Raw genomic sequence first — 25,959 nt, forward strand, 5'->3', positions numbered from 1 at the left:
AAACTAACGGATGATTCTCTGTTGAATATTGTACTACTTTCCTAAGAAGTACGCTAGTAGCAATAGCGCAACTTCTTGAAAATATCCAAAAATGATTATACTAAATGCCGGCAAAAAGTAAAGTGATTTGCAAAAAGATTAATCACTATTTTTCTGATAGATTTTTTCCAGCAATTTCTGGCTGTCCCCGCCCCGCTTTTGCCGTAAAAAGCCGGTCAAGTCCCGGGCAAAAGCATCGGGATTAGTCACGTAATCTCCCTGGCAGGGATAAAGCTGGCCAAAAGCGAAATTTCCTTCCGCCAGAATCAAAGGCAATTCGCTTGGGCGGTTTTGGTAGCGGCTGGCCAGAGAAGCGATAAATTCCCGGTAAACCGGATCCTGCTTGAGCAAATCCGTTTCAGCGGGCACAAAACTCTTCAAGTCCCCCAGGATCATAACCTGCATCTCTTCTTTAACCCCCAGCTTGACCAGGTCCTCGCACACCGCCAGGCGCAAGGCGTAGTTAGCCAGGGGATCCAGCAAAAGGCTTCTGGCAAAGGCCAGGTAGGTCGGCAAATCCAGCTTCAAGAGCTGCTCGTACTGGCTTTGGCTGACTGCCTGCTTTTGTCTAAAAGCAAGCAGGATTTTCTCTTGTTCTTTTTTGTCTGCTGGCAAAACCGGGAAGTCGACCTCTCCCTCAGTCAAATGCTTGACCTGGAGAGCCTCGATCAAAAAATTATTGGCCGCCAGGACTTGTCCATACTCCTCCAGCACTTTATCCCGGGAAAAAAGATCAGGCAATGCCTTGATAAGGGCATAAGCCTGATCTTCTTCCTTGTTTAAGCGCAAAAGACAGGACAAGTCCAGGGCCAGGTCCTCGTCAAAGCCCAGCCTCAAGGCCTCCTCCAAGTGCCCGCAGGCGGCCTGGTAGTCCCCTCCTGCTTCAGCCTCTATGGCCAATTTCCGCAGGTTCTCTTGGCTAACGCTTGTCATCTGCCTTGCTGTCCTTCTTCTTATTCTTGTTTACCGGCTTCTTGCCCTTAGCGGCTGGCTTCTTGCCAGTCTTAGCGGACTTGTTTGCCGACCGGGTCTGCTTCTTGCGGTTGTTCTTCTTAACCGGCTTTTCCTTAGAGCCTTCAGCCGCGTCTTCAGCCTTCTTCTGCATTGCCCGGTGCCGGTTCTGGTTGACTTCCATGACAACTGGCAAAACGACCGGCCGGCGGTTGGTCTGCTTGTAAAGGAACTTCTCCAGGCTGGAGCGCATATCTTGCTTGAGTTCAGTCCAGTCAAACTTCTTGTGTTCAAAGTTGGCCTGGATAGCATCCTTGATGACCTGGATAGAGTCATTCATCAGCTTGTGGTTGGCCTTGATGTAGACAAAGCCCCGGCTGGTGACTTGCGGTTCAGACACGATCTTCTTCTTCTTGCGGTCAATCGTCACTACCGCGATGAAGATCCCGTCATCTGACAAAACTTCCCGGTCGCGCAAAACAATGTTGCCCACGTCGCCGACCCCGGAGCCGTCGATCATCGTGTCTTCACCCGGCACGGCATCCCCGCGGAAGAACTGGCCGCGCTTAGTGTCGTATTCCAGGCAGTCCCCGTTTTGGGTAATGTAGACGTCGTCCGGGTCCATCCCGGTTTCAACGGCTAAGTCCTTGACTGCTTCCAAAAGCCGGTAGTCCCCGATGACCGGTACCAAAATCTGCGGCTTCAAGAGGTCGATCAAGGTCTGCAGGTCCCGGCCAGTCGCGTGGCCGGAAGTGTGCATGTTGCGGCCAAGTTCGATAACCGTGCCGCCTGCCCGGTAAACCATGTCACTGGTGATGGCTACCGTGGTTTCAACAGCATGTGACGGGGTCGTGGCAATAAAGACCAGGTCCCCTTCGTGGATGGTGATCATCCGGTGGCGGTTGTTGGCCATCTTCTGCAGGGACTGGAGCGGTTCACCCATCCGGCCGGTTTCCAGGATGACCGTCTTTTCATCCGGCACGTCCTTGAGTTCCTTGACCTTCATCAAAAGCCCGTCTGGCACTTCCAGATAGCCCAGCTTCATGGCCGTGTGGACAATCTTAGCCACGTCCCGGCCAGTCAAAAGGACCCGGCGGCCGGTAGCAGCAGCGGCGTTAAAGACCTGCTGGACCCGGTTCAGGTTGGATGCCTTGCCGGCCACGATGATCCGGCCCTTGGCGTTTCTGAAGACATTGGTGATGTAAGTGCCGACTTCGTTTTCGCCAGCATTCGGTAAAACAGCTTCAGCATTGGATGAGTCCGGCAAAAGGGCCAGAACGCCGTTTTCCGCGATTTCAGCCAGCCGGGTCATGTCAGTGCGGTAAGCTGGCCGGGCTGACGGGTCAAACTTAAAGTCACCGGTGTAGACGATCTGCCCTTGGGGAGCATGGATGACGATCCCCAAAGAGTCGGGCACTGAGTGAGTGGTGTGGAAGAAGGACACGCTGGCATTCTTAAAGTCGATTTCCGTATCGGCGTCGATGACGTTGAACAGCTGGTTGTTCCGCCGCTTGTTTTCTCTTTGCACGTCGATCTTGGCCAGTTCAATGGTGAGTTTTGAACCAAAAACCGGAATATCCCAGTCTCGCAAAATGTATGGCAAGGCCCCGATGGAGTCAGCGTGGCCGTGAGTCAAAAAGATCCCCGCCACTTGGTCGCCGTATTGCTTGAAGAATTCCATGTCCGGAATTACCACATCGATCCCGAACAATGAACTGTCCGGGTACTTGAGGCCAGCGTCCAAAACAAAGATTTCATCGTTTACCTGAACGGCAAACATGTCCTTGCCCTGCTCGCGGACCCCGCTTAGAACCATTATTTTTAACTTGTCTGACATAAAGCTCTCCTTTTCGTAATCATGTTAAATTAATTCTTTGTCTGATAGATGCTTTATATGGATCTGTCGATCAAAACGCTTATAATCTTTTTAATTTTAACATAAAGGGCATGAGCATGATAGTCACTAAGCCCGCAAAGGAAAAGAAAGAAAAAATGAAGCTGAAAACAAAAAAAGAAAAGAGGCCGGGAAATCCCAGCCTCTTGGTAGGTCTTTGATTAACGACGCAGACCCAAACGAGCGATCAAAGCACGGTAACGTTCCAAGTCGTTTTCTTGCAAGTAGCGGAGCAAGTTACGACGGTGACCGATCTTCTTCAACAGACCAACGTATGAGTGGTGGTCGTGTGAGTGTTCACGCATGTGTTGAGTCAAGTTGTTGATGTCTTCAGTCAAAACAGCAACTTGTACTTCTACGGAACCAGTGTCGCCTTCGTGGGTTGCGTATTCCTTGATGATTTCGTTCTTTCTTTCTTTTGAAACTGCCATGTTTCTGCACCTTTCTTTAAAAAAATTGCCCCGGACAGCGTCAGCCGTTAGGTGAAACGTAAAGACAACGTCCGGGGTTCACATAACAAATATAATCATACCCGATTTTTTGGAAAAAGCAAGTAAAATTTCTTCTTGCATCTGGCGCTGGCTTTCAGTATAATAATTTAGTGAATTTCAATCAGTTATTGGAGGTGAACCTAATGCCACAAATCAAATCTGCTATCAAGCGTGTTAAGACTCAAGCTGTTGCTAACGAACGCAATGCTGCTCAACTCAGCACTATGAGAACTGCCGTTAAGAAGTTTAAGGCTGCTCAAGCTGCTGGTGCGGACAACGCCTCCGAATTACACGTTGCTGCTATCCGTGAATTGGACAAGGCTGCTTCAAAGGGCTTGATCCACAAGAACAAGGCTAACCGTGACAAGAGTCGTTTGGCTAAGCTTGCTAAGTAATTAAACTAGCAATCAACAAAAGAGCGAGAAACAATCCGTTTCCCGCTCTTTTTCTTTTCTCTTTTTTGCCTAGCAGGTCAGGATAAAAGCCTTTAAAAAGCGGCTGCCCTGGTAGACCCCGCTCTTGTAGCGGTAGTCCAGCTGGATCAGCTGGCCCAGCATTTTCTTCAGCTGGCCAACCTTCGCCCTGGACTTCAAGGCGGTCTTGACCCGGTAGGGGTGGGCGGACAATTCCTTGGCAATCTCGCTTTCACTCCGCCTTCTCTGCCCCATCACCTTTACGCAGAGCAAAAATTCAACCTGGCTGAAAAAGACCGCGACCAGCTGCAAGGGGTAAGTCCCCTCCCGCAGCTGCCCGTCCAGGCGGTCGATTGCCTCCTGGTAGTCCCCTCTTAAGGCAGCCTCCAGAATAGCAAAAACGTTCTGGTCTAAGCTAAGGTCGATATTCCGGTCCACCAGGTCCCGGCTGATTTCCTGGCCATCGCTAATTGCCTTCAGCTTGTTGTAATTGCCCAGGGCCGCGTCCAAAACCTGGTCGCTTCTCTCCATGAGCAAGTCCATAGCCCCCCTGCCAAAGCGGTAGCCTTCAGCCTTGACTAAGGCCTGCATGACCCGGCCGCTTTCATAGCTTTTGACCGCGGTTGAGACCGTATTGAAGCTCTTTTCCACCTGCTTGGTCAGTTTCTTGCGCCGGTCCAGCTTCTCATAGCTGGCGACTAAAACGATCACGTCATCGATCTGGTCCAGGTGACTGAAGATTTCCAGCAGCCGGTCACCTTGCTGCTTGTACTTGGCCGGGAACTTTCCCGTCAAAAAGATGGGGTTCTTGACTAAGACTAATTTTTGCTGGCTGAAGAGGCTGGCTTCCGCCAAGGCCGCGATCAAGTCGTCCAGCGGGTCGCTCTCACAGTCAACCGTCACCTTCTCCAGGCCTTGAAAGGCTGCCTGCTGGACATAGTTATGGGCCAGATAGTCATTTAAAAAAGCGTCCGGTCCCTGCAGCAGGACATTCGGGTTTCCCGCCTGGCTGTTAGGAAACAGGGATATCAAATTTGGCAAGCCGCTTTCCTCCCTCTAAAAGTAAACTCTTTAATAATGATAACACACCCGCCGCCCTTCCAGAAAACTGCTGAAGTATTCCCTGATGCCGTAATGCCAGCTGATCATCCCTTCCGTTTGGGTATTGAGATAGGGAATCCCCAGCTGGTGCAATTTGGTTAAGGTTTCCGGCTTGGGGTGGTGGTAGCGGTTGTTCCGACCAGCGGAGATAAAGACTAATTTTGGCTGGATTGCCTGCAAAAAGACAGTTGAAGAGGAAGTATCGCTGCCGTGGTGGCCAAGTTTGAAGTAGTCAATTTTTAAATCGGGAAACTTCTTAATGATTGCCTCCTCGCCTGCCTGGTCCAGGTCCCCCGTAAAAGCCCAGCTTTTCCCAGCCAGGCGGCAGGTAAGCGACAAGGAGTCCTTGTTTTCCCCTTTTCCCGCTACTTCCGGGTGCAGAACCTGGAAGTTGATCGCTTCTTTCACCTCCATCCCGGCCTTCAGCTCAACCAGCTTGGTCTTCTCTACCCGGCCGGCTATCCTGGCCCTAAAACTCGGATTTTGAATAAGACCTGCTCCCATATAGAGGCGCTTAACCGGCATTTCCGCGAGCAGGGGGCCCAGGTCACCAACATGGTCAGCGTCCTGGTGGCTGACGAAGACCCCGTCGATCTGGTTGATTCCCTGGGCTTTAAGCAAAGGAATGGTAATCCGGTCGATCTGGGGCTGGCTCTGTTTCTTTTTGCCAAAAGTCAGCTTGCCCCCGGTATCGATCAAGTAGACCCGGCGGCGGATGGGCGTCGTTAAAAGGATGCTGTCACCCTGACCCACATCGATAAAAGAGACCTGCCCTTCCAAGGGAAAGTGGATGCTGACAAAAATTAAGAGATAGACCGCCGCCAGAATATGGCGGTATTTCTTTTTCCGCGTGATGAGATACAGGAAGGTTAAGGCAAAAAGCAGGGCCAGCTGCCAGGCCTTGACCTGGCCATAAATCAGCTGGCCAAAGCCGGTTTTCGCCACATTAGCCAGCATCCCTTCCGCCGCCTCCAGGATTTTTTCAAAAAAAGCCGTCAAACCTGGCGGAGCCAGCAAGGCTAGGCCGGTCAAGGGCATGACGATATAGTTGAAATAGGGCACGACTAAAATATTGTAAAAAATCGTGCAGACATTGACCTGGTAGAAAAAGTAGAGCAAAAAAGGCGTCAGCAGGCCGTTCAGCCAAAAGGCCTGCTTAAAGTTCGGCAATTTCGCCGTCAAGACCAGGCCCAGGGCTAATACATAAGTCAAGATCCCGCCGGTTTCCAGCAAAAGGCGGGGAGTAAAAAGCTGCTGACAGCAATAAGTCAAGCCCAGCAGGTCAGCTCGGCCGATCCGCCGGCCCTTAAAGGCTAATCCAGCTGAAAAAACATAGCTGAGAGTCGCCCGGATAAAACCTGGCTGGCCCGCGCTTAGGAAGACCTCAAAGGCCAATAGAGCGCAGGAAGCGGCAAAAACTTCCTCCTTGGTCATGTGCAGGCAGCTGCCGAAAACCGCCAGAGCAAAGACGTAGATGCCCACATGCATCCCCGAAATGCTCAAGATATGAATAACCCCCAGGTCCCGGTAGGTATTCAAGTTGGCTTGGTTGTCCCTAGCCGGATTTTCCGCTAGCAGCAGTTCACTGGCAAAAAAGGCCAATAGGCGGGGCAGGCGCTTCAGATAAGCTTGAATTTTCCAGCGGAGGCCATGCAGGCGGGTAAGAAGACTAGCCGGCGCCAGCTTGACCTGATAATGAGCCAGCTTGACCTGCCGGTAGACATGCTGGCTGGCCAAATAGCGGCGGTAGTCGAACTGGCCAGGATTGGTCGCCGGCTCTATTTCACTGACCGCGCCGCTAACTTCAGTTAAGTCGATGCTTTGCCCGTTTTCCAGCAAGGCCAGGGCCTCCCGGCTTGCCGGCCCGTAAACTTGCACTTTCTGCGTGGCCGTCTGCCCCCGTCCGCTCAGCCAGCCGTCGGTAATTTTCACCTGGTCGGGGTACAGGCGGATGTCGCCTGCCGGCTCACCCGGCTTAACCTGGTCCTTAGCCAGGACCAAAGTCAATAAGAGCAAGAAGGCCAGGGCGAGTTTAAACAAACCGCCATATTTATCCTTGAGCAAAAAGAGCAGGTAGAGCAAGGCGGCCAGGGCAAAAAGCTTCCCCCATTTTTGCAACTGGAAGATCCCGCACAAGCTGACGCTGGCCAAGGCCAAAAGAAAGTAAAAGCCGGCTTCTAGGCTAGATTGTAAGCTGGTCCTTAATTGCCGCAAAGGTCTTGTCGCCAATTCCCGACACCTCTTTCAACTCGTCAATGCTCTTAAAAGATCCTTTTTCCTGCCGGTAGGCAATGATCTGCTCGGCTTTCTTCTCCCCGATCCCGTTCAGCTTCTGCAGATCGCTGGCTGTAGCCGTGTTCAAGTTGATCAAGTCACCAGAAGCTGCCCCGGAAGTTGAAGAAGAAACTGATGAGGATGAGGCTGATGCAGAAGGAGAAGAAGCTGGAGCAGATGCTGCAGCAGAGTTAGCGGTCTGGGCCGCTTCCGCCTTGTCCCCCTTGCCGGGGATGTAGATCTTGTCTTGGTCTTTTAAAAGCTGGCTGCGGTTGATGGCTTTCAATTGGGCATCCTTGGTCAAGCCCCCGGCCTTTTCAATCAAGTCTTCCAGCCGGGCACCGTTTTTCAGCCGGTAGACCCCCTGGTGCTTGACCGCTCCTGAAATGTCGCAGACTACTTCAGTATTTGCCGCAGAAGCCGCCGAGCTGGCGCTGGCCGCCACTGAACTGACACTGGAGCTTTGCCCGCTGTTTTCACTCATGCTCTGGCTGCTGGACAAAAGAGCAGAATTGTCAGCAGCCGGCTGCCGGTTGGCATAGTAAAAGCCCCCGACCGCCAGCAAGACGATTACGATATACATTTTCTTATCCATAAGCCAGGCAAGCAGGTCCTGCAGCTTTTGCTTGCCTGCCGTTTTTTCATTTGACTGATTCATTTTTATCACCTCAATAACTAGTACGCCAAAAATAGTCTTTTTTCCCAATAAATAAAAGAAAAAAGAAAAAGACAAAAATTACTGAGGCAAAAAGAGAACCGAAGGCTGCCTTCGGTTCTCTTCTTAACTATTCAATTTCCTACTTGTAATGCTTTTCTAGGTATTTCAAGGCGTCGTCAAAAGTTGCTACCGGCACGATCTTCATCTTCGTGCCCAGCTTCTTGGCAGTTCTTTTGGCCACCGCGTAGTTGGTCTGGGACTTCTTGACCCCAGTCTGATCAGTTGGGGCGAAAAATACTTCTGCCCCTTCTTTATCCGCGGCCACGACCTTCTTGTCCACACCGCCGATAATGCCGACCTTGCCGTTTGCGTCGATCGTCCCCGTCCCGGCTACCTTGTGGCCCTTGGTAAGGTCCTTGCCAGTATAGTTTTGGTAGCAGGCCAGGGAGAACATCAGACCAGCTGACGGACCGCCAATGTCGCCCGTGCTAATCGTCGTCTTCGGGCTGACTTCCACCTTGACCCTTTCCACCATGCTGATCCCGATCCCCGGCTTGCCAGTGCCTTTTACCTTGACGATTTTCCCAGTAAAAGTCTGCTTCTTCCCGGACCGCAAAACCGTAATCGCCACCTTCTGCCCGATCTTCTGCTTCTGCAGGTAGCTCATAAAGCCCTGGACAGACTTGAACTTGTGCCCATTAGCCGCTACGATCGTGTCCCCGATCAAGAGCTTCTTTTTAAAGCTCGAAGTGGACTGCAGGTCCATCACATATACGCCCTGGTATTTCAGCTTGGGTTTAAGCCCGGCCTTCTTGGCCGCGTAATAGATGGCCGTCTGCTGGCTGGTCTGCATGTACCATTCCTGCAGCTGCTCATATTGCTCCGTGCTTGATCCCCCGGTCACTTCATCCATGGTCAGGCGGTCTTCATAAGGCTGGGTAAAGGACCATAAATAGTCGCCCAAAACCGCCCGCCGCTCGCTTACGGTCACGAAGTAGAGGTTGTTTTTAGCCTTGACCCCGGTCGTCTTTAAATAATTGCCGACCGGCAGGGCATCCCCGGGCGCCTCAATCACGTATTTGGTTGGCAAAAGCAGGACCAGGGCCAGCAGGATAACCGCAAACAAGCCGACCAGGGCCCGGCGCCACTTCTTGCTTTGTCCGTCTTTCTTAACTTTCACTTTGCAGCTTCTCCTTCAAGGCTCGGGCAGCCTTTTTGGGCAAAAAGCGGTCCAGCTCGCCGCCAAACATGGCGATTTCCTTCAGCATGCTCGATGCCAAAGCACTGTTGGCCGCCTCAGCCATAAACAAAACAGTCGGCAGGTCCGGGGCCAGGTCCCGGTTCAGCTGGGCGATCTGCTGCTCATAGAGAAAATCGCTGCTGTTGCGGACCCCGCGGACTAAGACCCCGGCCCCCAGCTCTTTAGCCAGGTCCACCGTCAGCTGGCCAGGCCGGGCCAGGACCTCAACATTGGCCAGGCCTTGGTCTTTTACCGCGTCCTGGATCAAGTCCACCCGCTCATCCGGCGTAAAAAGCGCCTTTTTTGAGCTGTTGGTCATCACTACGACCAAGAGGCGGTCAAAGACCTTCGCCGCCTGCTCAATTGTATCCATATGCCCGTTGGTAATGGGGTCAAAACTCCCCGGAAACAGCGCTGTCGTCATCTATTCTGCCCTCTGGTAAATTCTTACGATCGTCTTGCCCATATGGTGGTCTTTCAATAGGTCAAAGCCATCAACCGGCGGCAAGTCTGTCTGCTCATCAGTTTCCACGACAATTTTTGCCCCCGGCTTAAGCAGGTCCAGGGAAGCCAGAGCCGTCATGTCCTTGACCATCTGCTGCTTGGCATATGGCGGGTCCAAAAAGACCAGGTCAAACTTCCTTTCCTGGTCAGCGAAGACCTTCAAGGCCACTTTCGCCGGCATGGTGAAGACCTCAAAGCGGTCTGGCTCCTTGGTCAAGTCCACGTTTTTCCTGATGATCTGGCAGGCCGGCCGGCTGACGTCGTTCAGCACCGCATGCTCGCAGCCTCTAGAAACTGCCTCAATCCCCAAAGCCCCGCTGCCCGCGTACAGGTCCAGGACCTCTCCTCCAGCAAAAAACTGGCCCAGGGAGTTGAACAAGGATTCCTTGACCTTGTCGCTGGTCGGCCGGGTCTTCTGGCTCTTGAGGGTAAATAAGTTCCGTTTGGCGTATTTTCCAGAAATAATTCTCACTTAATCCAGTCCTCTTTATCTGTCTGATTTAACTTCTCTTCGGCCTCCTTGGCCATGTCACTGATCTGCTGCTCAATCTTCTGATTGTCCAGGTCCAGGGCATCATTTTGGGAAAATTCAACCTTCTTGACAAAGCTGAAGGTCCGCAGCTTGCTTGCCGTTTCTTCCGCCTCTGCCTGGTTAACGTAGAGAATCAAATAGTGCAGCTTTTTGGAAAAATAAACGATGTCCCCGAACCGGCGCAGCTTGAACTGATCATTGTTGACATTACGCAAGTAAACGATCAAGCTGGTCCGGCTGGCAATCTCTTGGTCAGCTAATTCTTGGTTAATACTCATCCTCTGCTTGCACCTCCTGTCTGATTTTTTCTTCCGCGGTAACATTTAAAACCAGGCCGATCGCTGCCGACAAGACCCAAAGTGAGGACCCGCCGTAAGAGATAAAGGGCAGGGTCACCCCGGTGATCGGCATCAGGCCTAAGACCGCGCCAACATTAAATAAAGTCTGGAAAAAGATAATCGCGGTCACCCCGAAGCAGATCAAGGTGGAGTACTGAGACTGGGCCTTGACCCCCCGCTCCATGATCAAAATCATCAGGTAGAAAAGCAGGCCCAAGACTATTAATGCGCCAAGAGAGCCAACTTCTTCGGCAATGATCGACAAAATAAAGTCGGTATAAGGTTCCGGCAGATAGCCCCGCTTCTGGATACTGTTGCCCAGGCCTAAGCCAAAAAGGCCCCCGTTATGGATAGCGTAATATGAATTGACCAGCTGGGCCCCTTCATTGGCAGCCGTCTTAAATGGGTTTAGGAAGGCAATAAAACGCTTGTAGACGTAAACATCCTGCAAGAAGCTCGGATTCCAGGCCACGATCAAGCTGAAGCCCCCGACCACCAGAATGGTGATGCCGATGATACTCAAGAGGGCGTAGCCGGTCGGGATCCCGGAAACTGAATACATGATCAGAACCAGGCAAAAAAGGATGGCCGTCCCCCCGAAGTCGGGCTCAATCAAAACCAGGACCATTAAAAATCCTGCCACCAAAGCTGTCGGCAAAAGCTGGGAAATAATATGCCCGCGCACTAACCGCCCGTCGGCCTTAGCCAGCATCCGGGCCAGATACAAGAGCAGGACCAGCTTGGCTAATTCCAAGGGCTGGATGTTGATCGGGCCCAGATTGATCCAGCCCTTGGCCCCGTTGACCGCCTGGCCAAAAAGGCGGACATAGATTAAAAGTCCAATCACAATTGCCAGTAGCCATAAGAGCAGCTTGCCCCGCCTTAAGTAGTCCAGGTTGATGCTATAGCAGGCCAGGCAGATCAATACCCCGAAAAAGGCGTAGATGAGCTGCTTTTGCCCGTAAACCGTAGCCTTGAAGCCATTGATCAGCAAGATTTCTGAACTGGCCGAATAGACCGCGATCACCCCGATTGTCATCAAAAGCAAGTAGACGATGAAGATCCGGTAGTCGAAATATTTGAATGTCTCTTTTATTTTGGCGGCCGTGGCAGCAACTTTATTTTTCTTCACGTTTTTCCCCTTCTAAAAATAATCGTCGCTTTTCATTATAAAACAAAAAAGCCCCTCCTCCTATAAATAGGGGGGGAGACTTACCAAAAAACTAACAATTAGTTGGTCTTGGCCTTCTTCTTGTCAAATTTTTGCCGTTCTGAAGTGTTCAAGATCTTCTTCCGCAGGCGCAGGCTTTCTGGAGTTACTTCACAGTATTCGTCATCGTTCAAGAATTCGATTGATTCTTCCAAAGTCAAAGTCTTTGGCGTTCTGATGGCCGCAGCGTGGTCCTTACCGGAAGCACGGGTGTTGGTCAGGTTCTTGCCCTTGGTTACGTTAACAGCGATGTCACGGTCACGGGAAGATACACCAACGATCATCCCTTCGTAAACTTGCACGCCGGCACCGATGAAGAGCTGGCCGCGTTGTTCAACTGACTGCAGGGAGTAAGTAGTTGACTGACCTTGGTTGATGGAAACCAAAGCACCGTTGCGCCGGCCTGGGTTCCAGTTCTTAACGACTGGCTTGTATTCGCTGAAGGTGTGGTTCATGATCCCGTAACCACCAGTTGCGGACATGAATTCGTTGTTGTAGCCGATCAAGCCACGGGAAGGAACTGAGAATTCCAACCGGGTCTGGCCGTTGCCCTTGGAAACCATGTTCTGCATTTCACCCTTGCGTTGGGACAAGCCGTCGATAACTGAGCCGACGTATTCGTCCGGTACGTCAACTTGAACAGCTTCGTATGGTTCGCACATTTGCCCGTCAACTTCCCGGTAGATAACCTTTGGCCGGGACAGTTGCAGTTCGAAGCCTTCCCGGCGCATTTCTTCAACCAGGATGGACAAGTGCAGTTCCCCACGGCCTGAAACAGTCCAGGCGTTCAATTGGTCAGTTGGTTCAACCTTCAGGGAAACGTCAGTCCGGGTTTGCCGCAAAAGCCGTTCTTCCAGCTTGGCTGGGGTAACCTGGCTGCCTTCCCGGCCGGCAAATGGTGAGTCGTTGGCCACGAAGTCCATTTGCAGAGTCGGCGGGTCAATCCGCAGAATTGGCAAGGCTTCTGGGTTTTCCTTGGAAGCAATGGTTTCACCGACGAAGATGTCGTTGATCCCGCTGATGGCGATGATGTCACCAGCCTTGGCTTCCTTGATTTCGTTTCTCTTCAAACCGAAGTAACCAAAGAGCTTGGTCACGCGGAAGTTTTGCTTGGAGCCGTCAAGCTTCATGACAGTAACTTCGTCGCCGACCTTGATCTTGCCCCGGTAAACGCGGCCGACACCGATCCGGCCAACGTAGTCGTCCCAGTCAAGCATGGTGATTTGGAACTGCAAAGGTTCGTCTTCGTTGTCAAGCGGAGCTGGAATGGCCTTGATGATCGTGTCGAAGACCGGGTCCATGGTTTCTTCCTGGTCAGCCGGGTCGTCTGAGTAGCTGGAAGTACCGTTCAAGGCAGAAGCGTAAACAACTGGGAATTCAAGTTGTTCGTCGTTGGCGCCAAGTTCGATGAAGAGTTCCAGAACTTCATCCAGAACTTCAGCTGGACGGGCACCTGGACGGTCGATCTTGTTCACGACAACAACTGGCTTAACGCCGGCTTCCAGGGCCTTTTGCAAAACAAAGCGGGTCTGCGGCATTGGGCCTTCGTAAGCGTCGACCAGAAGCAGGGCACCGTCAACCATGTGCATGATCCGTTCAACTTCCCCACCAAAGTCGGCGTGGCCTGGGGTGTCCAGGATGTTGATGGTCGTGCCCTTGTAGCTGACCGCGGTGTTCTTTGACAGAATCGTGATCCCACGTTCACGTTCAATGGCGTTGGAGTCCATTGCCCGGTCTTCCAGGTTCATGTGTTCTGGTAAAGTGTCTGACTGCTTAAGCAGCTGGTTAACCAGGGTAGTCTTACCGTGGTCGACGTGCGCGATGATCGCGATGTTTCTAATGTTTTCTCTTCTCTTTTGATCTGCCAAAAATGTTTCCTCCCCGTTCCTCATAAAAAGAACTGTGACAAAAGCACAGTTCCCTTTAGCCTTAGATAGCAGGCTGGCCGAAGTAATGTTTATATTTTTTACAATCATCTATTGTACAACCACTCTTGGGCCTGGTCAACAAATTTCCTTTAGTTTACATAGGCTTTTCAGAGAATGTTTAACCATAGCAGGCCTTTTTGTGGTAAAAATATATTAGCGATTATTTTAAAAGGAGAACCCAAATTGATCTTAATGAAAGATATTGTCCGCGACGGAGATCCCGTTTTGCGGCAAGTTGCGCAAAAATTGACTTTTCCCTTGTCAGACCACTACCGCAAGCTGGCCGATGACATGATGGAATACCTGGTAAACTCACAAGATCCAAAGATTGCCGCCAAGCACCAGCTCCGGGCCGGGGTCGGTCTGGCTGCCCCGCAGGTTGGTGAAGGCGTGTCTATGGCTGCCCTGCTCGTGCCAGACGACAAGGGTGAAATCATCTTTAAGGAAGTTTACGTTAACCCGGAAATCATCTCTGAATCCGTCCGCAAGACCTGCCTGGGCGAAGGCGAAGGCTGCCTGAGCGTTGACAAGGTCATCGACGGCTATGTTCCGCGGCCAAACAAGGTTACGATTCACTACTGGACCGTTGACGGCGAGGAAAAGACCATCCGCCTCAAGGGCTACCCAGCCATCGTCTCCGGCCACGAAATCGACCACTTGAACGGCCACCTCTTCTACGACCGGATCAACAAGGAAAACCCATTTGCCCTGGATGAAGACACTATCGTCATCTACTAGGCTCAAGAGTCCAAGCCAGCCCGCTTCGTCCTGGCTTGGGCTTTTTTGCCTCCTTTGATCAAGTATGTTTCTATACTTGCTTTTCTAATTATGCTAAACTTTAATTAGCTATTGAGTATTTTTGGCAAAATTTCTCAAACAGAGATCAAATTACAATTAAACAATAAGGAGATTTTTTATGATCTACAAAGTTTTATATCAAAAGGACAAGATCGTTAACCCACGCAGAGAAACAACCCAGACTCTCTACATGGAAGCCGACAACGTTGTCCAAGCCAGAGCCCTCGTTGAACAAAACACCCCCTACAACATCGAGCTCATCCAAGAATTAACCGGCAACTCCTTGAAGTACGAACAAGAACACGCTGACTTCAAGCTGACTGCCTTCGGCCAAACTGACAGTGAAGATTAAACAAAACGAAGTAGCCGTTTTCGCGATCGGGGGATTACACGAAATCGGCCGTAACATGTACTGCGTCCAGTACCAAGACGAAATCGTCATCATGGACTGCGGCATCAAGTTCCCGGAAGATGAGCTGCTGGGGATCAACTATGTCATCTCCGACTACTCCTACCTGGTCAAGAACCGGGAGAAGATCAAGGCCCTGGTTGTCAGCCACGGCCATGAAGACCACATCGGCGGGATTCCCTTCCTGCTGGAAAAGATTCCGGAAATTCCAGTCTATGCCACGCCTTTTGCCCTGGCCCTGATCAAGAGCAAGTGTGAAGAACACGGGATCCTGGACCGGACCGAGCTGCATGAAGAGCACGAAGACACGGTTTTGACTTTTGACAAGCTGAAGGTAACCTTCTTCAGAACCACCCACTCAATCCCCGACACTTTGGGGATTGCCGTCCACACTCCGCTGGGCGCGGTTGTCTTTACTGGCGACTTCAAGTTCGACTTGACCCCGGTCATGAACCAGCCGGCTCCTAACTTCCAGAGAATGGCCCAGCTGGGCGAAGAAGGCGTTTTGGCCCTCTTGAGTGACTCAACCAACGCGGAAGTGCCGCAGTTTACCAAGTCTGAACGCTTCGTTGCCGGCTCTTTGCACAACATTATCACCGGCATCGAAGGCCGGATCATCTTTGCCACTTTCGCTTCCAACCTTTACCGGGTGTCAACCGCCATTCAAGCCGCGATCGACACCGGCCGCAAGGTGGCGATTTTTGGCCGGAGCATGGAGAACGGGATCCAAAACGGGATCGACCTGGGCTACCTGGACGTGCCGGAAGGCCTGATTGTCGATGCTGAAACAATCAACTCCCTGCCGCCGGAAAAGGTAATGATCCTCTGTACCGGTTCCCAGGGTGAACCCCTGGCCGCCCTCTCCCGGATTGCCAACGGCACCCACCGGCAGATCAAGTTGAAGCCGCATGACACTGTGATCTTCTCTTCCAACCCGATTCCAGGCAACACCTTGAGCGTTAACCAGCTGATCAACAAGCTGATGGAAGGCGGGGCCAATGTGGTCCACGGCCGGGTCAACAATGTCCACACTTCCGGCCACGGCGGCCAGGAAGAACTGAAGCTGATGGTCGAACTGGCCAAGCCGAAGTACATGATCCCGGTGCACGGTGAATACCGGATGCAGGTTGTCCACGCCCACCTGGCCCAGCAAGCAGGCGTGCCGGCAGAGAACACCTTCGTCTTGAAGAACGGTGAAGTGGTCTGCTTCAGCCCTGAAGGGGCCAGAATCGCCGGTGACATCCACGTCAAGGACGTCTTCGTCGACACTTCCGGTGCTGCTGACGTCGGCAACATCGTGGTCCGTGACCGGCAGATCCTGTCTGAAGAAGGGCTGGTAGTAGCCGTAGCCACGGTTGACTACAAGCACAAGCGGGTTTTGGCAGGCCCTGACATCCTCAGCCGGGGCTTTGTCTACATGCGTGAGTCCCAGGACTTGATCAACGCGGCCCAGAAGCATGTCTACCATGTCTTGAAGACGGAAATGGCCAAGAGCGACAAGCCTAAGGACAGCGAAATCCGCAAGGCGATCATCGAGAACCTGCAGGACTTCCTCTACTCCCGGACTGAAAGACGGCCAATGATTCTGCCAATGCTGGTTGAAAAGAAATAAAGCTTGATAGCAAAAAAGAACTCCTTCCGGAGTTCTTTTTTTATTGCTTGAAGAGGTCATTAAAGGCCTCGCTCATGGTCGGGTGGGTGTAGATCTGGTCACGCAGGAAGCTGTAAGGCAGCTTGGCCTTCATGGCCAGAGCGATCTGGTTGATCAGTTCATGGGATTCCAGGCCGTACAGGCTGGCCCCCAGGATCTGCCCGCTTGCCGGGTCAACCAGGGCCTTGAACAAGCCCCGGCTGTCCTTGGCGACTTTGGCCTTGGGAATGGCGGCAACTGGCAGCTTGAAGAGCTGGTAGTCAAGCCCGGCCTTTTGGGCGGCTTTTTCATTAAGGCCAACAGCTGACAGAGGCGGGGTGATGAAAACGCTGGTCGGCAGGATTTGCCGGTCACTGACTCTCCGCTTGCCTGCGCCAAAAAGCTGGTCCTTGACAATTCTGAAGTCATCTAGGGAGACATAGGTAAATTGCGGTCCGCCCTTGACATCGCCCAGGGCCCAGACCTGGTCAGCACTTGTTCTTAAGCGGTCATCAACCTTGATATTGCCCCGGTCGTCAGTTTCAATCCCGGCTGCTGGCAAATTAAGATCAGCCGTGTTGGCCCGCCGGCCGGCAGCGACCAAGACTTTGTTAGCAGCAGCCGTCAGTTTTTCTTCGCCTAATTGGTAGTCAATTACGACCTGGTCAGCTTCGTCGCTGACTTTTTCGACATCTGCGCCTAAGATGAATTTAACCCCGGCTCTTTCCAGGTCAGCCTTGACGGCGGCTTTAATATCGTCATCTTCTCTTGGCAAAAATTCCGGGCTGTGGTCCAAAACAGTCACCTGGCTGCCATAATTGGCAAACATGGCCGCGAATTCCAGGCCGATGTAACCAGCCCCTAGGATCAAGAGCTCTTTTGGCAGGCTGGTCAAGTCCATGGCCTGGGTGGAATCCAGCCGCTTCTTGCTCTCTTTTAAACCAGGAACTGGCGGCAAGACCGGGCTGGCCCCGGTGTTGATGAAGATCCGGTCGCCCTTAAAAATCTGCTTGCCAGACAGCCCCGTGACTTCGATTTCTTTTTCGCCAATAAAGCGGGCCTGGCCGTCAAGGACGGTCACCGTCTCTTCTTGCGCCAGCATCTGGTAGTTTTTCTCCCGCAACTGGGCCGTCATCTCATTTTTGCCAGCGACTGCTTCCGAAAAATCGCTACCGGCTGCCCCTTCCAAAATCAGGCGCTTGGACGGCAGGCAGGCGATGTTGATGCAGGTGCCCCCGTACATCTTGGCTGACTTTTCCACCAGGAGGACTTCTTCGCGCTGCTGACCCAGGAACTTGGCCAGGGTCTTGCCCCCCTTGCCAAAACCGATGATAATATTTTTGACTGTCTTCTTTGTTGCTTTTTCTGTCATTTTTTACCCAACTTCCTCAAAAATTAACTAACTTTTTGTAAGTTGCTTTTAGTATACCCCATCGCCTTCCTCTTGTCAGCAATTTACTTACAAAAAGTAACTTTCTTAATTTTTGGGCAAAAAAGAAAGACCAAGCTAAGTGGTCTTTCTGGCAAAAACTTTATTAAGTTAGGCTCCTGGCCCCTTGGTCCGGACGATTTCCGCCAGATTCCTGCATCCCTGAACCAGGTCCTCCATGCCAACCATGGGGGAAATCTCCGCCCGGCTGATCCGGGCCCCGGTCAAGATGTAGTCTTCGGCTTTTTCTCCTTTATCCAGAGTATTCTCTGTAGAGTCACTACTCTCTTGCTTACTTTGTTCTTCTGGCTTAAAGCGGTCCTTCAAGAGCCAGACCAGGTTAGTCCGCCGCTCATTGCCCTTGACCCGCATGGCCTGGGCAAAAGCCTGCTCTTCTCCGACCATGACCAGCTTCTGGGAAGCCCGGGTGATGGCCGTATACAAAAGATTGCGCTTGAGCATGATATAGTTCTGCATAGTTAAGCAGAGAATGACCAAAGGAAATTCTGACCCCTGGGACTTGTGGATGGTGATGGCATAGGCCCGGGTCAGGTTATTCAAGTCCGCCTGCGTGTAAGCCACTTCCTTGCCGTCAAAATTGACCAAAAGCTTGACTTCGTCATCCTCGTCTTCCAGCATTTCCGGGTCAACGGCCACGACCTTGCCAATCTCGCCGTTGTAGATCCCCCGCTCCGGGTCATTTTGCAGCTGCAGGACCCGGTCATGCAGGCGGAAGTTCTCACCATGGGCCTCAACGGCTTTATCATTGCCCTTTTCCGGGTTGATCACCCGCTGGAGGGTGTCATTCAGACTGTTGATCCCCCCGTCGCCCCGGTACATGGCCCCCAGAACCTGGATGTCGTCAGCCGCAAAGCCGCTCTTTAAGGCTGCCTGGGTGATCTGCTCGACGGCGCTAGGCACGGCATGGGGCCGGCAAGGAATAAAGGAGTAGCTGGCCGTCTTTTGCAAGAGAACAGCCGGGTTGGCTCCTTCGTTGACCGCATGGGCCAGGGGAATGATTGTTGAATCGTCCTTTTGCCGGTGGACCACCTGCAACTGGCAGGTCGGTATAAAGTCCGCCTCGATCAAGTCAGCGAAAACCTTCCCTGCCCCAACGGATGGCAATTGGTCCTTGTCACCGACAAAGACCAGGTGGTGAACATTGCTGATGGCGCTGAGCAGCTTTTCAAAGAGGTAGATGTCGACCATGGACATTTCGTCGACGATCAGGATCTCCCCTTCCAATTCATTCAGCTCCATTTCCTCGCTGTTATCGATCCCCAGGCCCAAGAGGCGGTGGATAGTCTTGGCCGGATAGCCGGTGACTTCTCCCATCCGCTTGGCTGCCCGGCCGGTTGGCGCGGCCAGGAGAATCGCTTCTTCAGCTTCTTCTTCGTCCATGTCGGCCAGGTCCTTTAAGACCAGCAGGATCCCGTCAATGATGGTCGTCTTCCCGCTCCCGGGTCCCCCAGTCAAGATGGAGACCGGACTGGTTACCGCGTTTTTGATGGCCTGCTTTTGCTCAGGGTCATAGCTGATCCCCAGCTTCTTTTCGGCCCGCTTGATAGCCTGGTCCAAGTCCTTTTCCCGGTAGTCCGTTTCCTTGCCCTTGGCTAAAAGATCTTCCAGGTCGGTCACGATCTCGCTTTCCACTTGAAATGGGGCCAGCAGGCTGGCCCGGCCTTCTTCCACGACGACCTTTTTCTTGTCCTGCAGGTCGTTAACTGCTTCTGCCAGGCGGTCAAAATTTATATTTGTCAGTTCCTTGGCGGCTGGCAAAAGTTCTTCCAGTTCCAGGTAGGTTTCCCCCTCCATGGTCAAGGCCTGGAGCAAAACCGCCAGGATACTGCCATCAGCCCGCTCCAGACTGTCAAGGGCAATTCCAAAGCCAATTCCCAGGTGGTCGGCCTGCTTGAAGGAATAGCCGGTTACCTCGCCTAAAGGCAGGTAGGGATCGGCCTGCAGCTTTTTCAAGGTCTGGTCATGGTACTTCTGATAGAGGCGGCCGGCCACCTTGCGGGGAATCCCGTAACTGGCCAAAGTCATAGCCAGGTCGTCAAAGGAATCCATCTGGGCCAGGCCGGACAAGAGGCTGTCTTTTTGCTTTTGGGAAAGATCCAGCTTGGCGATCAAGGCTGGATCAGCCTGCAGGCTCTTTAAGCCCCCGCTGCCCAGCTGGTCAACAATTTTTTCCGCCGTCTTGGGCCCGATGCCAGGGAACTTGTCAGAAGACAAGTACTTGACCACCCCGCCAGTCTCTTTCGGTAGGGCCGGCTGGCAGCCAGTCGCTTGAAACTGCAAGCCGTACTTGGGGTGGGTGACCAAGTCACCGGTAAAGTTGTATTCCTGGCCAAGCTCCAGGTCCCCGAAGGTCCCCGTCACCTTGATTTCATCATCGTCATAGCCGGCCAGAGGCTGACTTACGGCGACCAGCAAGATCTTGTACATGTTTTGCGCGTTTTCATAAATAACGCTCTTTACTTCACCGCTAAACTCGGTCATTTCCTGCTCCTTATTATTCTTTCCCAGCCCCTGCCTTTCCCTGGCTCAGCAGCTTCAGCAGGGACTCATACTGGTCTTTGGCTTTTTGGTAATATTTGGGATCCTGCTTTTTGGACTTGGCCAAAAATTCTTCCGCCTGCTCCCGGTCCTGGCTGAAATAAGTGAGGCCCAGCAAAAAGTTCAGCTTGCTGCTTCTCTGCCCTTCAGCAATTTCCAGGTAGCTGGCCCGGGCTGCTTCCAGCTCTCCTAAAGCCAGCCAGATGTCCCCGATGAGCTCTTTTACCCGGTCGTCACTTTCTTTGATCGACAGGGCATAAGCCAGGGCCTTCTGGCTCTGGCCCAGCTTGAGGTAGACCAGGGCCTTTTGGTACATGGTCAGGTCATCATCCGGAATCTGGGCCAAGCGGGCCAGGGCCTGGTCAAAGTCGCCCAGGGCGTAGTCACAAACCGCCAGGTCATAGGTCAAGGCCTGGGGATCTTCCGCGATCCCCCGGGCCTTGGTCAAGAGCTCCCTGGCTTGCTCAGCGCTGCCCTGGTCCAGGAGGTAGGTGGCCAGCTGCAGGTAATTGGCAGTTTCCCGGGGATGATGATCGATTTTTTCAATCAAGGCATGAATTGCCTGGTCGACTTTTCCTTCTTCATAAAGCTGATTGATCTTCTGATCCATTACAAACCATCCGTTTCTGACATCTTATGCTCTAAAGGAGTAACGTCTGACCACTTGACCAGCTTGAAGGCAGGGCCCTTTTCCTGGCTGGCCAAGACTGAAACGCTGGTATTGTAGATAACCCCGTTTTGTCTGAGATTGGCCAGGTCATAGCCTAAAAGCGCCCCCATGATGGCTGACAGAACTGCTCCGTGGCTGACCACCAGGACCTTGTCGCTGTCTTTGGGGTATTTTTTGGCCATTTCCTGGCCGAAATCCAGCCCCCTGGCCATGGCATGCTCATAGCTTTCCCCCTCTACAACAGTATTGTCGTATTTGTCCGGGTGGTGCCAAAAATTGTCGATTTCCTGGGGATAGAGCTTTTCGGCCTCAGCGTACTTCATTCCTTCCAGCTTGCCCAGGTTCATTTCCCGCAAGCGTTCATCGATGTGCAAGGGCAGGCGGATCCCAGCCGCGTCAATCAGCCCTTGGGCCGTCATTCTCGCCCGGTCCAGGGGGCTGGCGTAAACCGCCTTAAAATGCTCCCCTTGTAAATAACGTCCTAGCTTCTCAATGTCGGCCAAACTTTCCGGCAATAATTTTGAATCACCCTGCCCGCCCTGGAAACGCTGCTCCAGGTTCCACTGAGTCTTGCCATGTCTTACAAAATATATTTCCATGATTTTTATCGCCTCTCGTAACTATCGCTATTTATTATAGCAAAAGACGGCCCCGCTAAACACGAACAAGGCCAAGTCCGCCGGGACTTGGCCTTGCCATTAAACTAATTGCAGCTTTTTGTCATCCTTGAAGGCAGCGTCAATGTTTCCGCCGCCCAGGCATTCCTCGCCATTATATAAAACCAAAGCCTGGCCCGGGGTAACTGCCCGGGCTGGCTCGTCAAAGTAGACATCAGCAGTCTTGCTGGCCGCGTGGTACTTGACCGTAACGCCAACGTCGCACTGCCGGTAGCGGAACTTGGCGGTTGCCTTGAATTCCGTGTCCTCCTCAGGGTTGCCGGTAAAGAAAGTCATGCCGGAAGCCTGCAGGCGGTCAGCGTAAAGGCGGGGGCTGTCATAGCCCTGCTCCACGATCAGCTGGTTCTTTTCCAGGTCCTTGCCCACGACAAACCAGGGAGCGGTTGACTCCTTGGTTGAACCCAGGCCCAGGCCCTGCCGCTGGCCGATCGTATAGTACATGAGGCCGGCATGCTGGCCGACAACCTGCCCGTCCGGGGTTACCATGTCCCCGCCTTGGGCTGGCAGAAATTCGCTGAGGAAGTGCTTGAAGTTTCTTTCCCCAATGAAGCAGATGCCAGTTGAGTCCTTCTTCTTGGCGTTAACCAGGCCGGCTTCTTCGGCAATCCGCCGCACTTCCGGCTTGGTCAAGTCCTGCAGGGGGAACATGACCCGCTTGATCTGCTCTTGGGTCAATTGACTCAGGAAGTAAGTCTGGTCCTTGTTGCCATCCTTTGGCCGCATCATGTGGGTTACCCCGTTTTCATCGACCATGGTCTTGGCATAGTGGCCCATGGCCAGGTAGTCCGCGTCCAGGTCCAGGGCATATTCCAGGAAGGATTTGAACTTGATTTCGGTGTTGCACATGATGTCGGGGTTAGGCGTGCGTCCAGCCTTGTATTCCTTCAAAAAGTACTGGAAGACCCGCTCCCAGTATTCTTTTTCGAAGTTGATCGAATAGTAAGGGATGCCGATCTTGTCGGCTACCTTTTTGACGTCTTCGTAGTCTTCAGTTGCCGTGCAGACACCATCATCATTGGTGTCATCCCAGTTCTTCATAAAAACGCCGACGACGTCGTAGCCCTGCTGCTTGAGCAAGAGGGCCGAAACTGATGAGTCGACCCCGCCGCTCATGCCGACAACGACTCTGATCTTGCTATTGTCAACCATTAAATCAATCCTTCACTTCGCTTAAAATCTTCCGCTCCTCCAGGTCCTTCAAGATGTAGTCCAAAAGTTCAACCGTCGGAGCCAGCTGCTTACTCTTAAAAATGTTTACCTTCTTCAGGCCGCTTGGATCCGTAACGACCATAGTCAAGCTGGTCAAGTCACTCTTGATGGTCATCTTCAGCTTGGTCGTCGCGTTGTAAGGCGATTCGTTGTAAAGCGGGTGCTCATAGACAAAGTTGCCCCGGGGGGTCTTCTGGAAGCCGGCGTCAATCAACGCATACAGCTTCACGTCTGGGTTAAGCATGAACTTCCGCTTGTCGCCATTGATCATCACAGTATTAGCCATAAAGTAAAACCTCGCTTATTAATTGTAAGTAAATTCCGTAAAAAAAGCAACTATTTAGACTTCCCGCTTCCGGTCCTGCAGCTTGCGGGCCACCTTCACCAGGGCAGCCGCGAAAGCTTCCACTTCTTCAGCCGTGTTGTAGCGGCCAAAAGAAATCCTAATCGATTCGCTGACCTTTGGTGAATCCTGGCCAAACATGGCCGTCAAAACGTGGGACGGGGTCAGGCTGCCGGCCGTGCAGGCCGACCCGCCTGAAACAGCGAAGCCAGCCAGGTCCAGGTTGGCCAAAAGGACATAAGTGGACAAACCGTTTAAACGGAGATTCAAGACATGGTGGGAAACCAGGCCGGTCAAGGGGCTGTTGACCTCATAGGCCACCCCGCTCTCATCCAGCCGGCTCAAGATGATCTTCTGGAAATCAGTGTACTTGGCCTGCAGATCAGCCTTGCTTTCTGCCTGAACTTCCGCTACAGCCTGGCCAAAGCCGGCAATCCCCGGCACGTTTTCCGTACCGGCCCGCCGCTTCAGTTCCTGGTCACCGCCGTAAATCCGGTTTGGCAGGCGGATCCCGTCTCTTTCATACAGGAAGCCCAGGAATTTCGGCCCGTTGATCTTGTGGGCTGAGGTTGACATAAAGTCGATTCCCATTTCTTCCACGTCCAGGTCGATGTTGCCCAGGCCCTGGACAGCGTCAACATGGAAGAAGGCCTGGCTGTCCTTGACGATTTGGCCGATATCCTTGAGGGGGTTGATGCTGCCGACTTCGTTGTTGACAGCCATGACTGAGACCAGAATCGTGTCTGGTCTGATGGCCTCGCGGAGCTGGTCAAGGGAAATATGCCCGTCTCTGTCCACGTCCAGGTAAGTCACCTCATAGCCCAGCTCTTCCAAGTGCTGCATGGACTTTAAAACTGATTCATGTTCGATCTTGGTCGTAATCAAGTGCCGGCCAACTGCTTTTTGCATTTCCGCCACGCCAAAAATTACCGTATTGTTGCTTTCAGAACCGCCGGAGGTAAAAATAATCTCCTGGTCTTTGGCATTGATTGCCTGGGCGATGGTGTGCCGGGCCTTTTCCACGCTGTTGCGGGCCTTCCGGCCCAGGGTGTGGGTGCTAGAGGCATTGCCGAAGTCATTGGCCATTTCATCAGCAATCACGTCAATGACGGTCGGTGACATCGGCGTGGTTGCCGCGTTGTCAAGATATACCTGCTTCATTAAAAATCATTCTCCCTTAAGTATTCCACGATCAGTTCTGCCGCCTGGGCACCGACCTTTCTGACAAAGGCTGCAAAGTCGTTGTCGGCGTCTTCATCCCCATTGTCAGAGATGGCCCTTAAGGCGACCAGCGGAACGTTAAAGTGGTAGGCCACTTGGGCAAAGGCTGCCCCCTCCATTTCCACGCACAGGGCAGTTGGGAAATTGTCCAGAATTTCATCTTTTTGCGCCTGGGAGGAGATGAAGGAATCCCCGGTCACGACCAAGCCTTCCTTGTAAGCTACGCCCTTTTTGCCCAAAAAGTCCTTGAACTTGTCTCTTTCCGCGCTGTCCAGCTTAAAGCGGGCCGGCTCCTGCGGGATTTGCCCTTCGACATAGTTGCCCGCTGAAGTATTGTGGGCATCGTGGTAGGCGAATTCGCTTGGTAAAACCAGGTCCATCCGCTGAACCTCTTTTTGCAAGGACCCTGCCGACCCGGTCATGATGACCAGGTCGATCTTTTCCTTGGCCAGGAGGCTGGTCAGGTTCATGGCTGCCTGGACCTTGCCGATCCCGGTCAAGCCCAGGTAAAGATCGTTGCCGGCAACGGAAAAATGTTCGAATTCCGTTGAACCGAACATTTCTTTTTTACCTGAGGAAAAGTATTGATGATAAAATTCAGCTTCTTCAGCCATTGGAACAACGATTGCAATTTTCATCGGTAATCCTCAATTCAGTTTAAAATTTCAATAAAATCACCCAAACCAGGATGATCAAGAGGCACACGACCAGGATAGCAAAATTCAGCCTTTTTTTCAGCCTTTCTGCCTTCAAGGTCTTCTGGTCCTGGTCCTGCTTAAAAGCAGGAAAAGCAGCTGAATCAGCTGCTTCCTGTCTATTTGCCTTTTCTGCTTGCTCTGCCTGGCGGCGGCGGTAATCGGAACGTTTCTCTGTCATAGTCTAACCTTCTGAACCGGTCAGCAGCATGTTTTCCCATACGGAAATAGCATAAATGGTCTTTGCGTCGACAATTTTGCCCTCTGTCAACAAGTTCTTTAACTCTTCAAGGCTGTACCATTCTGCCGTCAAAAATTCATCCTCGTCCAGGTCCAGTTTGTTAGCCACTGGGCTGAGCGTGTCACAGTAGAAAAGGTACAGCTTTTCATTGCAAAATCCTGGTGAAGTATAGAATTCGGCAACCTTTTCCCAGTATTCGGCTTTCAGGCCGCCTTCTTCATTTAACTCCCGCTTCATTGCATCCAAGGGACTCACGTCGCTAGCATCAATCATTCCAGCTGGAATTTCGAGAGTCAGTTGCTTGATCGCTTCCCGCCATTGCGTAACCAGGAGCATCTTTTTTTCATCGTTGATGCAGATGGCCGCGGCAGCAGGCCGGTGGTCGACCAGCTCTCTGGAGGCGGTTTTCCCGTTTGGCAGCATCACGGTTTCAACATGCAGGTTGATGAAGCCGCCGTGGAAAGCCTCCTTCGTTGAAATTTCAGTTTCCTTTAAATCCATATGT

26 protein-coding genes are annotated in these 25,959 nt (G+C 52.4%); 4 read left to right on the forward strand and 22 right to left on the reverse strand.

Features of this window, described 5'->3' with window-relative positions:
- Window positions 1-138: 138 nt before the first annotated feature.
- The 3 genes from ACLUXO_RS00095 to rpsO all read right to left on the reverse strand — a co-directional run bounded on the left by ACLUXO_RS00095 (window position 139) and on the right by rpsO (window position 3,315).
- Window positions 139-972 carry a tetratricopeptide repeat protein gene (locus ACLUXO_RS00095; RefSeq protein ID WP_412135833.1) on the reverse strand — a complete coding sequence of 278 codons (834 nt, stop codon included), beginning with the start codon at window positions 970-972 and terminating at the stop codon, window positions 139-141.
- Window positions 959-2,827, reverse strand: a complete 1,869-nt coding sequence (locus ACLUXO_RS00100; protein WP_412135834.1) for a ribonuclease J — start codon at window positions 2,825-2,827, stop codon at window positions 959-961. The genes ACLUXO_RS00095 and ACLUXO_RS00100 overlap by 14 nt, the downstream gene beginning before the upstream one ends.
- Before the next feature lie 218 nt (window positions 2,828-3,045).
- Window positions 3,046-3,315 carry a 30S ribosomal protein S15 gene (rpsO, locus tag ACLUXO_RS00105; RefSeq protein ID WP_002879084.1) on the reverse strand — a complete coding sequence of 90 codons (270 nt, stop codon included), beginning with the start codon at window positions 3,313-3,315 and terminating at the stop codon, window positions 3,046-3,048.
- Window positions 3,316-3,518: 203 nt separating this feature from the next.
- Here rpsO and rpsT point away from each other — a divergent pair, with 203 nt between their 5' ends.
- Complete coding sequence (gene rpsT, locus ACLUXO_RS00110; protein ID WP_270448164.1) at window positions 3,519-3,770, forward strand: 30S ribosomal protein S20; 252 nt, start codon at window positions 3,519-3,521, stop codon at window positions 3,768-3,770.
- Between the two features lie 69 nt (window positions 3,771-3,839).
- Here rpsT and holA read toward each other — a convergent pair whose 3' ends face one another.
- The 9 genes from holA to typA form a co-directional block, all read right to left on the reverse strand.
- Window positions 3,840-4,829: a DNA polymerase III subunit delta gene (holA, locus tag ACLUXO_RS00115; protein ID WP_412135835.1), complete on the reverse strand. Its 990-nt coding sequence runs from the start codon at window positions 4,827-4,829 to the stop codon at window positions 3,840-3,842.
- Between the two features lie 30 nt (window positions 4,830-4,859).
- Window positions 4,860-7,103 carry a DNA internalization-related competence protein ComEC/Rec2 gene (locus tag ACLUXO_RS00120; protein WP_412136028.1) on the reverse strand — a complete coding sequence of 748 codons (2,244 nt, stop codon included), beginning with the start codon at window positions 7,101-7,103 and terminating at the stop codon, window positions 4,860-4,862.
- The gene (locus tag ACLUXO_RS00125) at window positions 7,072-7,821 is read right to left on the reverse strand and encodes a helix-hairpin-helix domain-containing protein (protein WP_412135836.1); all 750 of its coding nucleotides are present in this window, start codon (window positions 7,819-7,821) and stop codon (window positions 7,072-7,074) included. The genes ACLUXO_RS00120 and ACLUXO_RS00125 overlap by 32 nt, the downstream gene beginning before the upstream one ends.
- Before the next feature lie 139 nt (window positions 7,822-7,960).
- Window positions 7,961-9,001 (reverse strand): SepM family pheromone-processing serine protease, encoded by a 1,041-nt coding sequence (locus ACLUXO_RS00130; protein WP_412135837.1) that lies wholly within the window; start codon window positions 8,999-9,001, stop codon window positions 7,961-7,963.
- A complete protein-coding gene (gene coaD, locus ACLUXO_RS00135) occupies window positions 8,991-9,485 on the reverse strand; it encodes a pantetheine-phosphate adenylyltransferase (RefSeq protein ID WP_412135838.1) in 495 nt (164 codons plus the stop codon). Before coaD ends, ACLUXO_RS00130 begins: the two co-directional genes overlap by 11 nt.
- Window positions 9,486-10,037: a 16S rRNA (guanine(966)-N(2))-methyltransferase RsmD gene (rsmD, locus tag ACLUXO_RS00140; protein WP_412135839.1), complete on the reverse strand. Its 552-nt coding sequence runs from the start codon at window positions 10,035-10,037 to the stop codon at window positions 9,486-9,488.
- Window positions 10,034-10,375, reverse strand: coding sequence for a YlbG family protein (locus tag ACLUXO_RS00145; protein WP_002879092.1), 342 nt, complete (start codon window positions 10,373-10,375; stop codon window positions 10,034-10,036). The genes rsmD and ACLUXO_RS00145 overlap by 4 nt, the downstream gene beginning before the upstream one ends.
- Window positions 10,365-11,567 (reverse strand): FtsW/RodA/SpoVE family cell cycle protein, encoded by a 1,203-nt coding sequence (locus ACLUXO_RS00150; RefSeq protein WP_412135840.1) that lies wholly within the window; start codon window positions 11,565-11,567, stop codon window positions 10,365-10,367. Before ACLUXO_RS00150 ends, ACLUXO_RS00145 begins: the two co-directional genes overlap by 11 nt.
- 98 nt (window positions 11,568-11,665) lie before the next feature.
- Window positions 11,666-13,537 (reverse strand): translational GTPase TypA, encoded by a 1,872-nt coding sequence (gene typA, locus ACLUXO_RS00155; protein ID WP_270448173.1) that lies wholly within the window; start codon window positions 13,535-13,537, stop codon window positions 11,666-11,668.
- A 219-nt stretch (window positions 13,538-13,756) separates the two neighbouring features.
- On the opposite strand from typA, the gene def reads away from it, so the two are divergent.
- From def to rnjA, 3 genes are all read left to right on the forward strand, one after another.
- Window positions 13,757-14,311, forward strand: coding sequence for a peptide deformylase (def, locus tag ACLUXO_RS00160; RefSeq protein ID WP_296228223.1), 555 nt, complete (start codon window positions 13,757-13,759; stop codon window positions 14,309-14,311).
- Window positions 14,312-14,489: 178 nt separating this feature from the next.
- On the forward strand, window positions 14,490-14,723 hold the full coding sequence (locus tag ACLUXO_RS00165) for a DNA-dependent RNA polymerase subunit epsilon (protein WP_270448174.1): 234 nt from the start codon (window positions 14,490-14,492) through the stop codon (window positions 14,721-14,723).
- Entirely contained in the window at window positions 14,713-16,392 is a 1,680-nt protein-coding gene (gene rnjA / locus ACLUXO_RS00170; protein ID WP_412135841.1) for a ribonuclease J1, read from the forward strand. Before ACLUXO_RS00165 ends, rnjA begins: the two co-directional genes overlap by 11 nt.
- 40 nt (window positions 16,393-16,432) lie before the next feature.
- On the opposite strand, the gene ACLUXO_RS00175 is transcribed toward rnjA, so the two are convergent.
- From ACLUXO_RS00175 to ACLUXO_RS00220, 10 genes are all read right to left on the reverse strand, one after another.
- A complete protein-coding gene (locus ACLUXO_RS00175) occupies window positions 16,433-17,782 on the reverse strand; it encodes an FAD-dependent oxidoreductase (protein ID WP_412135842.1) in 1,350 nt (449 codons plus the stop codon).
- A gap of 168 nt (window positions 17,783-17,950) precedes the next feature.
- On the reverse strand, window positions 17,951-20,341 hold the full coding sequence (gene recD2, locus ACLUXO_RS00180; RefSeq protein WP_412135843.1) for an SF1B family DNA helicase RecD2: 2,391 nt from the start codon (window positions 20,339-20,341) through the stop codon (window positions 17,951-17,953).
- Window positions 20,342-20,354: 13 nt separating this feature from the next.
- Window positions 20,355-21,008 (reverse strand): tetratricopeptide repeat protein, encoded by a 654-nt coding sequence (locus ACLUXO_RS00185; RefSeq protein WP_412135844.1) that lies wholly within the window; start codon window positions 21,006-21,008, stop codon window positions 20,355-20,357.
- Entirely contained in the window at window positions 21,008-21,667 is a 660-nt protein-coding gene (locus ACLUXO_RS00190; RefSeq protein ID WP_412135845.1) for a histidine phosphatase family protein, read from the reverse strand. The genes ACLUXO_RS00185 and ACLUXO_RS00190 overlap by 1 nt, the downstream gene beginning before the upstream one ends.
- 99 nt (window positions 21,668-21,766) lie before the next feature.
- Window positions 21,767-22,894 carry a tRNA 2-thiouridine(34) synthase MnmA gene (gene mnmA / locus ACLUXO_RS00195; protein ID WP_412135846.1) on the reverse strand — a complete coding sequence of 376 codons (1,128 nt, stop codon included), beginning with the start codon at window positions 22,892-22,894 and terminating at the stop codon, window positions 21,767-21,769.
- Between the two features lie 4 nt (window positions 22,895-22,898).
- The gene (locus ACLUXO_RS00200; RefSeq protein ID WP_412135847.1) at window positions 22,899-23,240 is read right to left on the reverse strand and encodes a DUF1831 domain-containing protein; all 342 of its coding nucleotides are present in this window, start codon (window positions 23,238-23,240) and stop codon (window positions 22,899-22,901) included.
- A 54-nt stretch (window positions 23,241-23,294) separates the two neighbouring features.
- Window positions 23,295-24,458 carry a cysteine desulfurase family protein gene (locus tag ACLUXO_RS00205; protein ID WP_412135848.1) on the reverse strand — a complete coding sequence of 388 codons (1,164 nt, stop codon included), beginning with the start codon at window positions 24,456-24,458 and terminating at the stop codon, window positions 23,295-23,297.
- The gene (locus ACLUXO_RS00210; protein ID WP_412135849.1) at window positions 24,458-25,156 is read right to left on the reverse strand and encodes a 5'-methylthioadenosine/adenosylhomocysteine nucleosidase; all 699 of its coding nucleotides are present in this window, start codon (window positions 25,154-25,156) and stop codon (window positions 24,458-24,460) included. The genes ACLUXO_RS00205 and ACLUXO_RS00210 overlap by 1 nt, the downstream gene beginning before the upstream one ends.
- Before the next feature lie 19 nt (window positions 25,157-25,175).
- Window positions 25,176-25,394, reverse strand: a complete 219-nt coding sequence (locus ACLUXO_RS00215; protein WP_003617478.1) for a hypothetical protein — start codon at window positions 25,392-25,394, stop codon at window positions 25,176-25,178.
- Window positions 25,395-25,397: 3 nt separating this feature from the next.
- A complete protein-coding gene (locus ACLUXO_RS00220) occupies window positions 25,398-25,955 on the reverse strand; it encodes an NUDIX hydrolase (RefSeq protein WP_412135850.1) in 558 nt (185 codons plus the stop codon).
- Window positions 25,956-25,959: the final 4 nt, after the last annotated feature.

Origin of the sequence: Lactobacillus delbrueckii subsp. bulgaricus, assembly GCF_046938665.1 — a bacterium.
GTDB lineage: Bacteria > Bacillota > Bacilli > Lactobacillales > Lactobacillaceae > Lactobacillus > Lactobacillus delbrueckii_C.

Coding starts and splice junctions, on each gene's coding strand:
- ACLUXO_RS00095 (WP_412135833.1), bottom strand. CDS start 972: ATGACAAGCGTTAGCCAAGAGAACCTGCGGAAATTGGCCATAGAGGCT.
- ACLUXO_RS00100 (WP_412135834.1), bottom strand. CDS start 2,827: ATGTCAGACAAGTTAAAAATAATGGTTCTAAGCGGGGTCCGCGAGCAG.
- rpsO (WP_002879084.1), bottom strand. CDS start 3,315: ATGGCAGTTTCAAAAGAAAGAAAGAACGAAATCATCAAGGAATACGCA.
- rpsT (WP_270448164.1), top strand. CDS start 3,519: ATGCCACAAATCAAATCTGCTATCAAGCGTGTTAAGACTCAAGCTGTT.
- ACLUXO_RS00125 (WP_412135836.1), bottom strand. CDS start 7,821: ATGAATCAGTCAAATGAAAAAACGGCAGGCAAGCAAAAGCTGCAGGAC.
- coaD (WP_412135838.1), bottom strand. CDS start 9,485: ATGACGACAGCGCTGTTTCCGGGGAGTTTTGACCCCATTACCAACGGG.
- ACLUXO_RS00145 (WP_002879092.1), bottom strand. CDS start 10,375: ATGAGTATTAACCAAGAATTAGCTGACCAAGAGATTGCCAGCCGGACC.
- typA (WP_270448173.1), bottom strand. CDS start 13,537: ATGAGGAACGGGGAGGAAACATTTTTGGCAGATCAAAAGAGAAGAGAA.
- ACLUXO_RS00165 (WP_270448174.1), top strand. CDS start 14,490: ATGATCTACAAAGTTTTATATCAAAAGGACAAGATCGTTAACCCACGC.
- ACLUXO_RS00175 (WP_412135842.1), bottom strand. CDS start 17,782: ATGACAGAAAAAGCAACAAAGAAGACAGTCAAAAATATTATCATCGGT.
- recD2 (WP_412135843.1), bottom strand. CDS start 20,341: ATGACCGAGTTTAGCGGTGAAGTAAAGAGCGTTATTTATGAAAACGCG.
- ACLUXO_RS00185 (WP_412135844.1), bottom strand. CDS start 21,008: ATGGATCAGAAGATCAATCAGCTTTATGAAGAAGGAAAAGTCGACCAG.
- ACLUXO_RS00190 (WP_412135845.1), bottom strand. CDS start 21,667: ATGGAAATATATTTTGTAAGACATGGCAAGACTCAGTGGAACCTGGAG.
- mnmA (WP_412135846.1), bottom strand. CDS start 22,894: ATGGTTGACAATAGCAAGATCAGAGTCGTTGTCGGCATGAGCGGCGGG.
- ACLUXO_RS00200 (WP_412135847.1), bottom strand. CDS start 23,240: ATGGCTAATACTGTGATGATCAATGGCGACAAGCGGAAGTTCATGCTT.
- ACLUXO_RS00205 (WP_412135848.1), bottom strand. CDS start 24,458: ATGAAGCAGGTATATCTTGACAACGCGGCAACCACGCCGATGTCACCG.
- ACLUXO_RS00210 (WP_412135849.1), bottom strand. CDS start 25,156: ATGAAAATTGCAATCGTTGTTCCAATGGCTGAAGAAGCTGAATTTTAT.
- ACLUXO_RS00215 (WP_003617478.1), bottom strand. CDS start 25,394: ATGACAGAGAAACGTTCCGATTACCGCCGCCGCCAGGCAGAGCAAGCA.
- ACLUXO_RS00220 (WP_412135850.1), bottom strand. CDS start 25,955: ATGGATTTAAAGGAAACTGAAATTTCAACGAAGGAGGCTTTCCACGGC.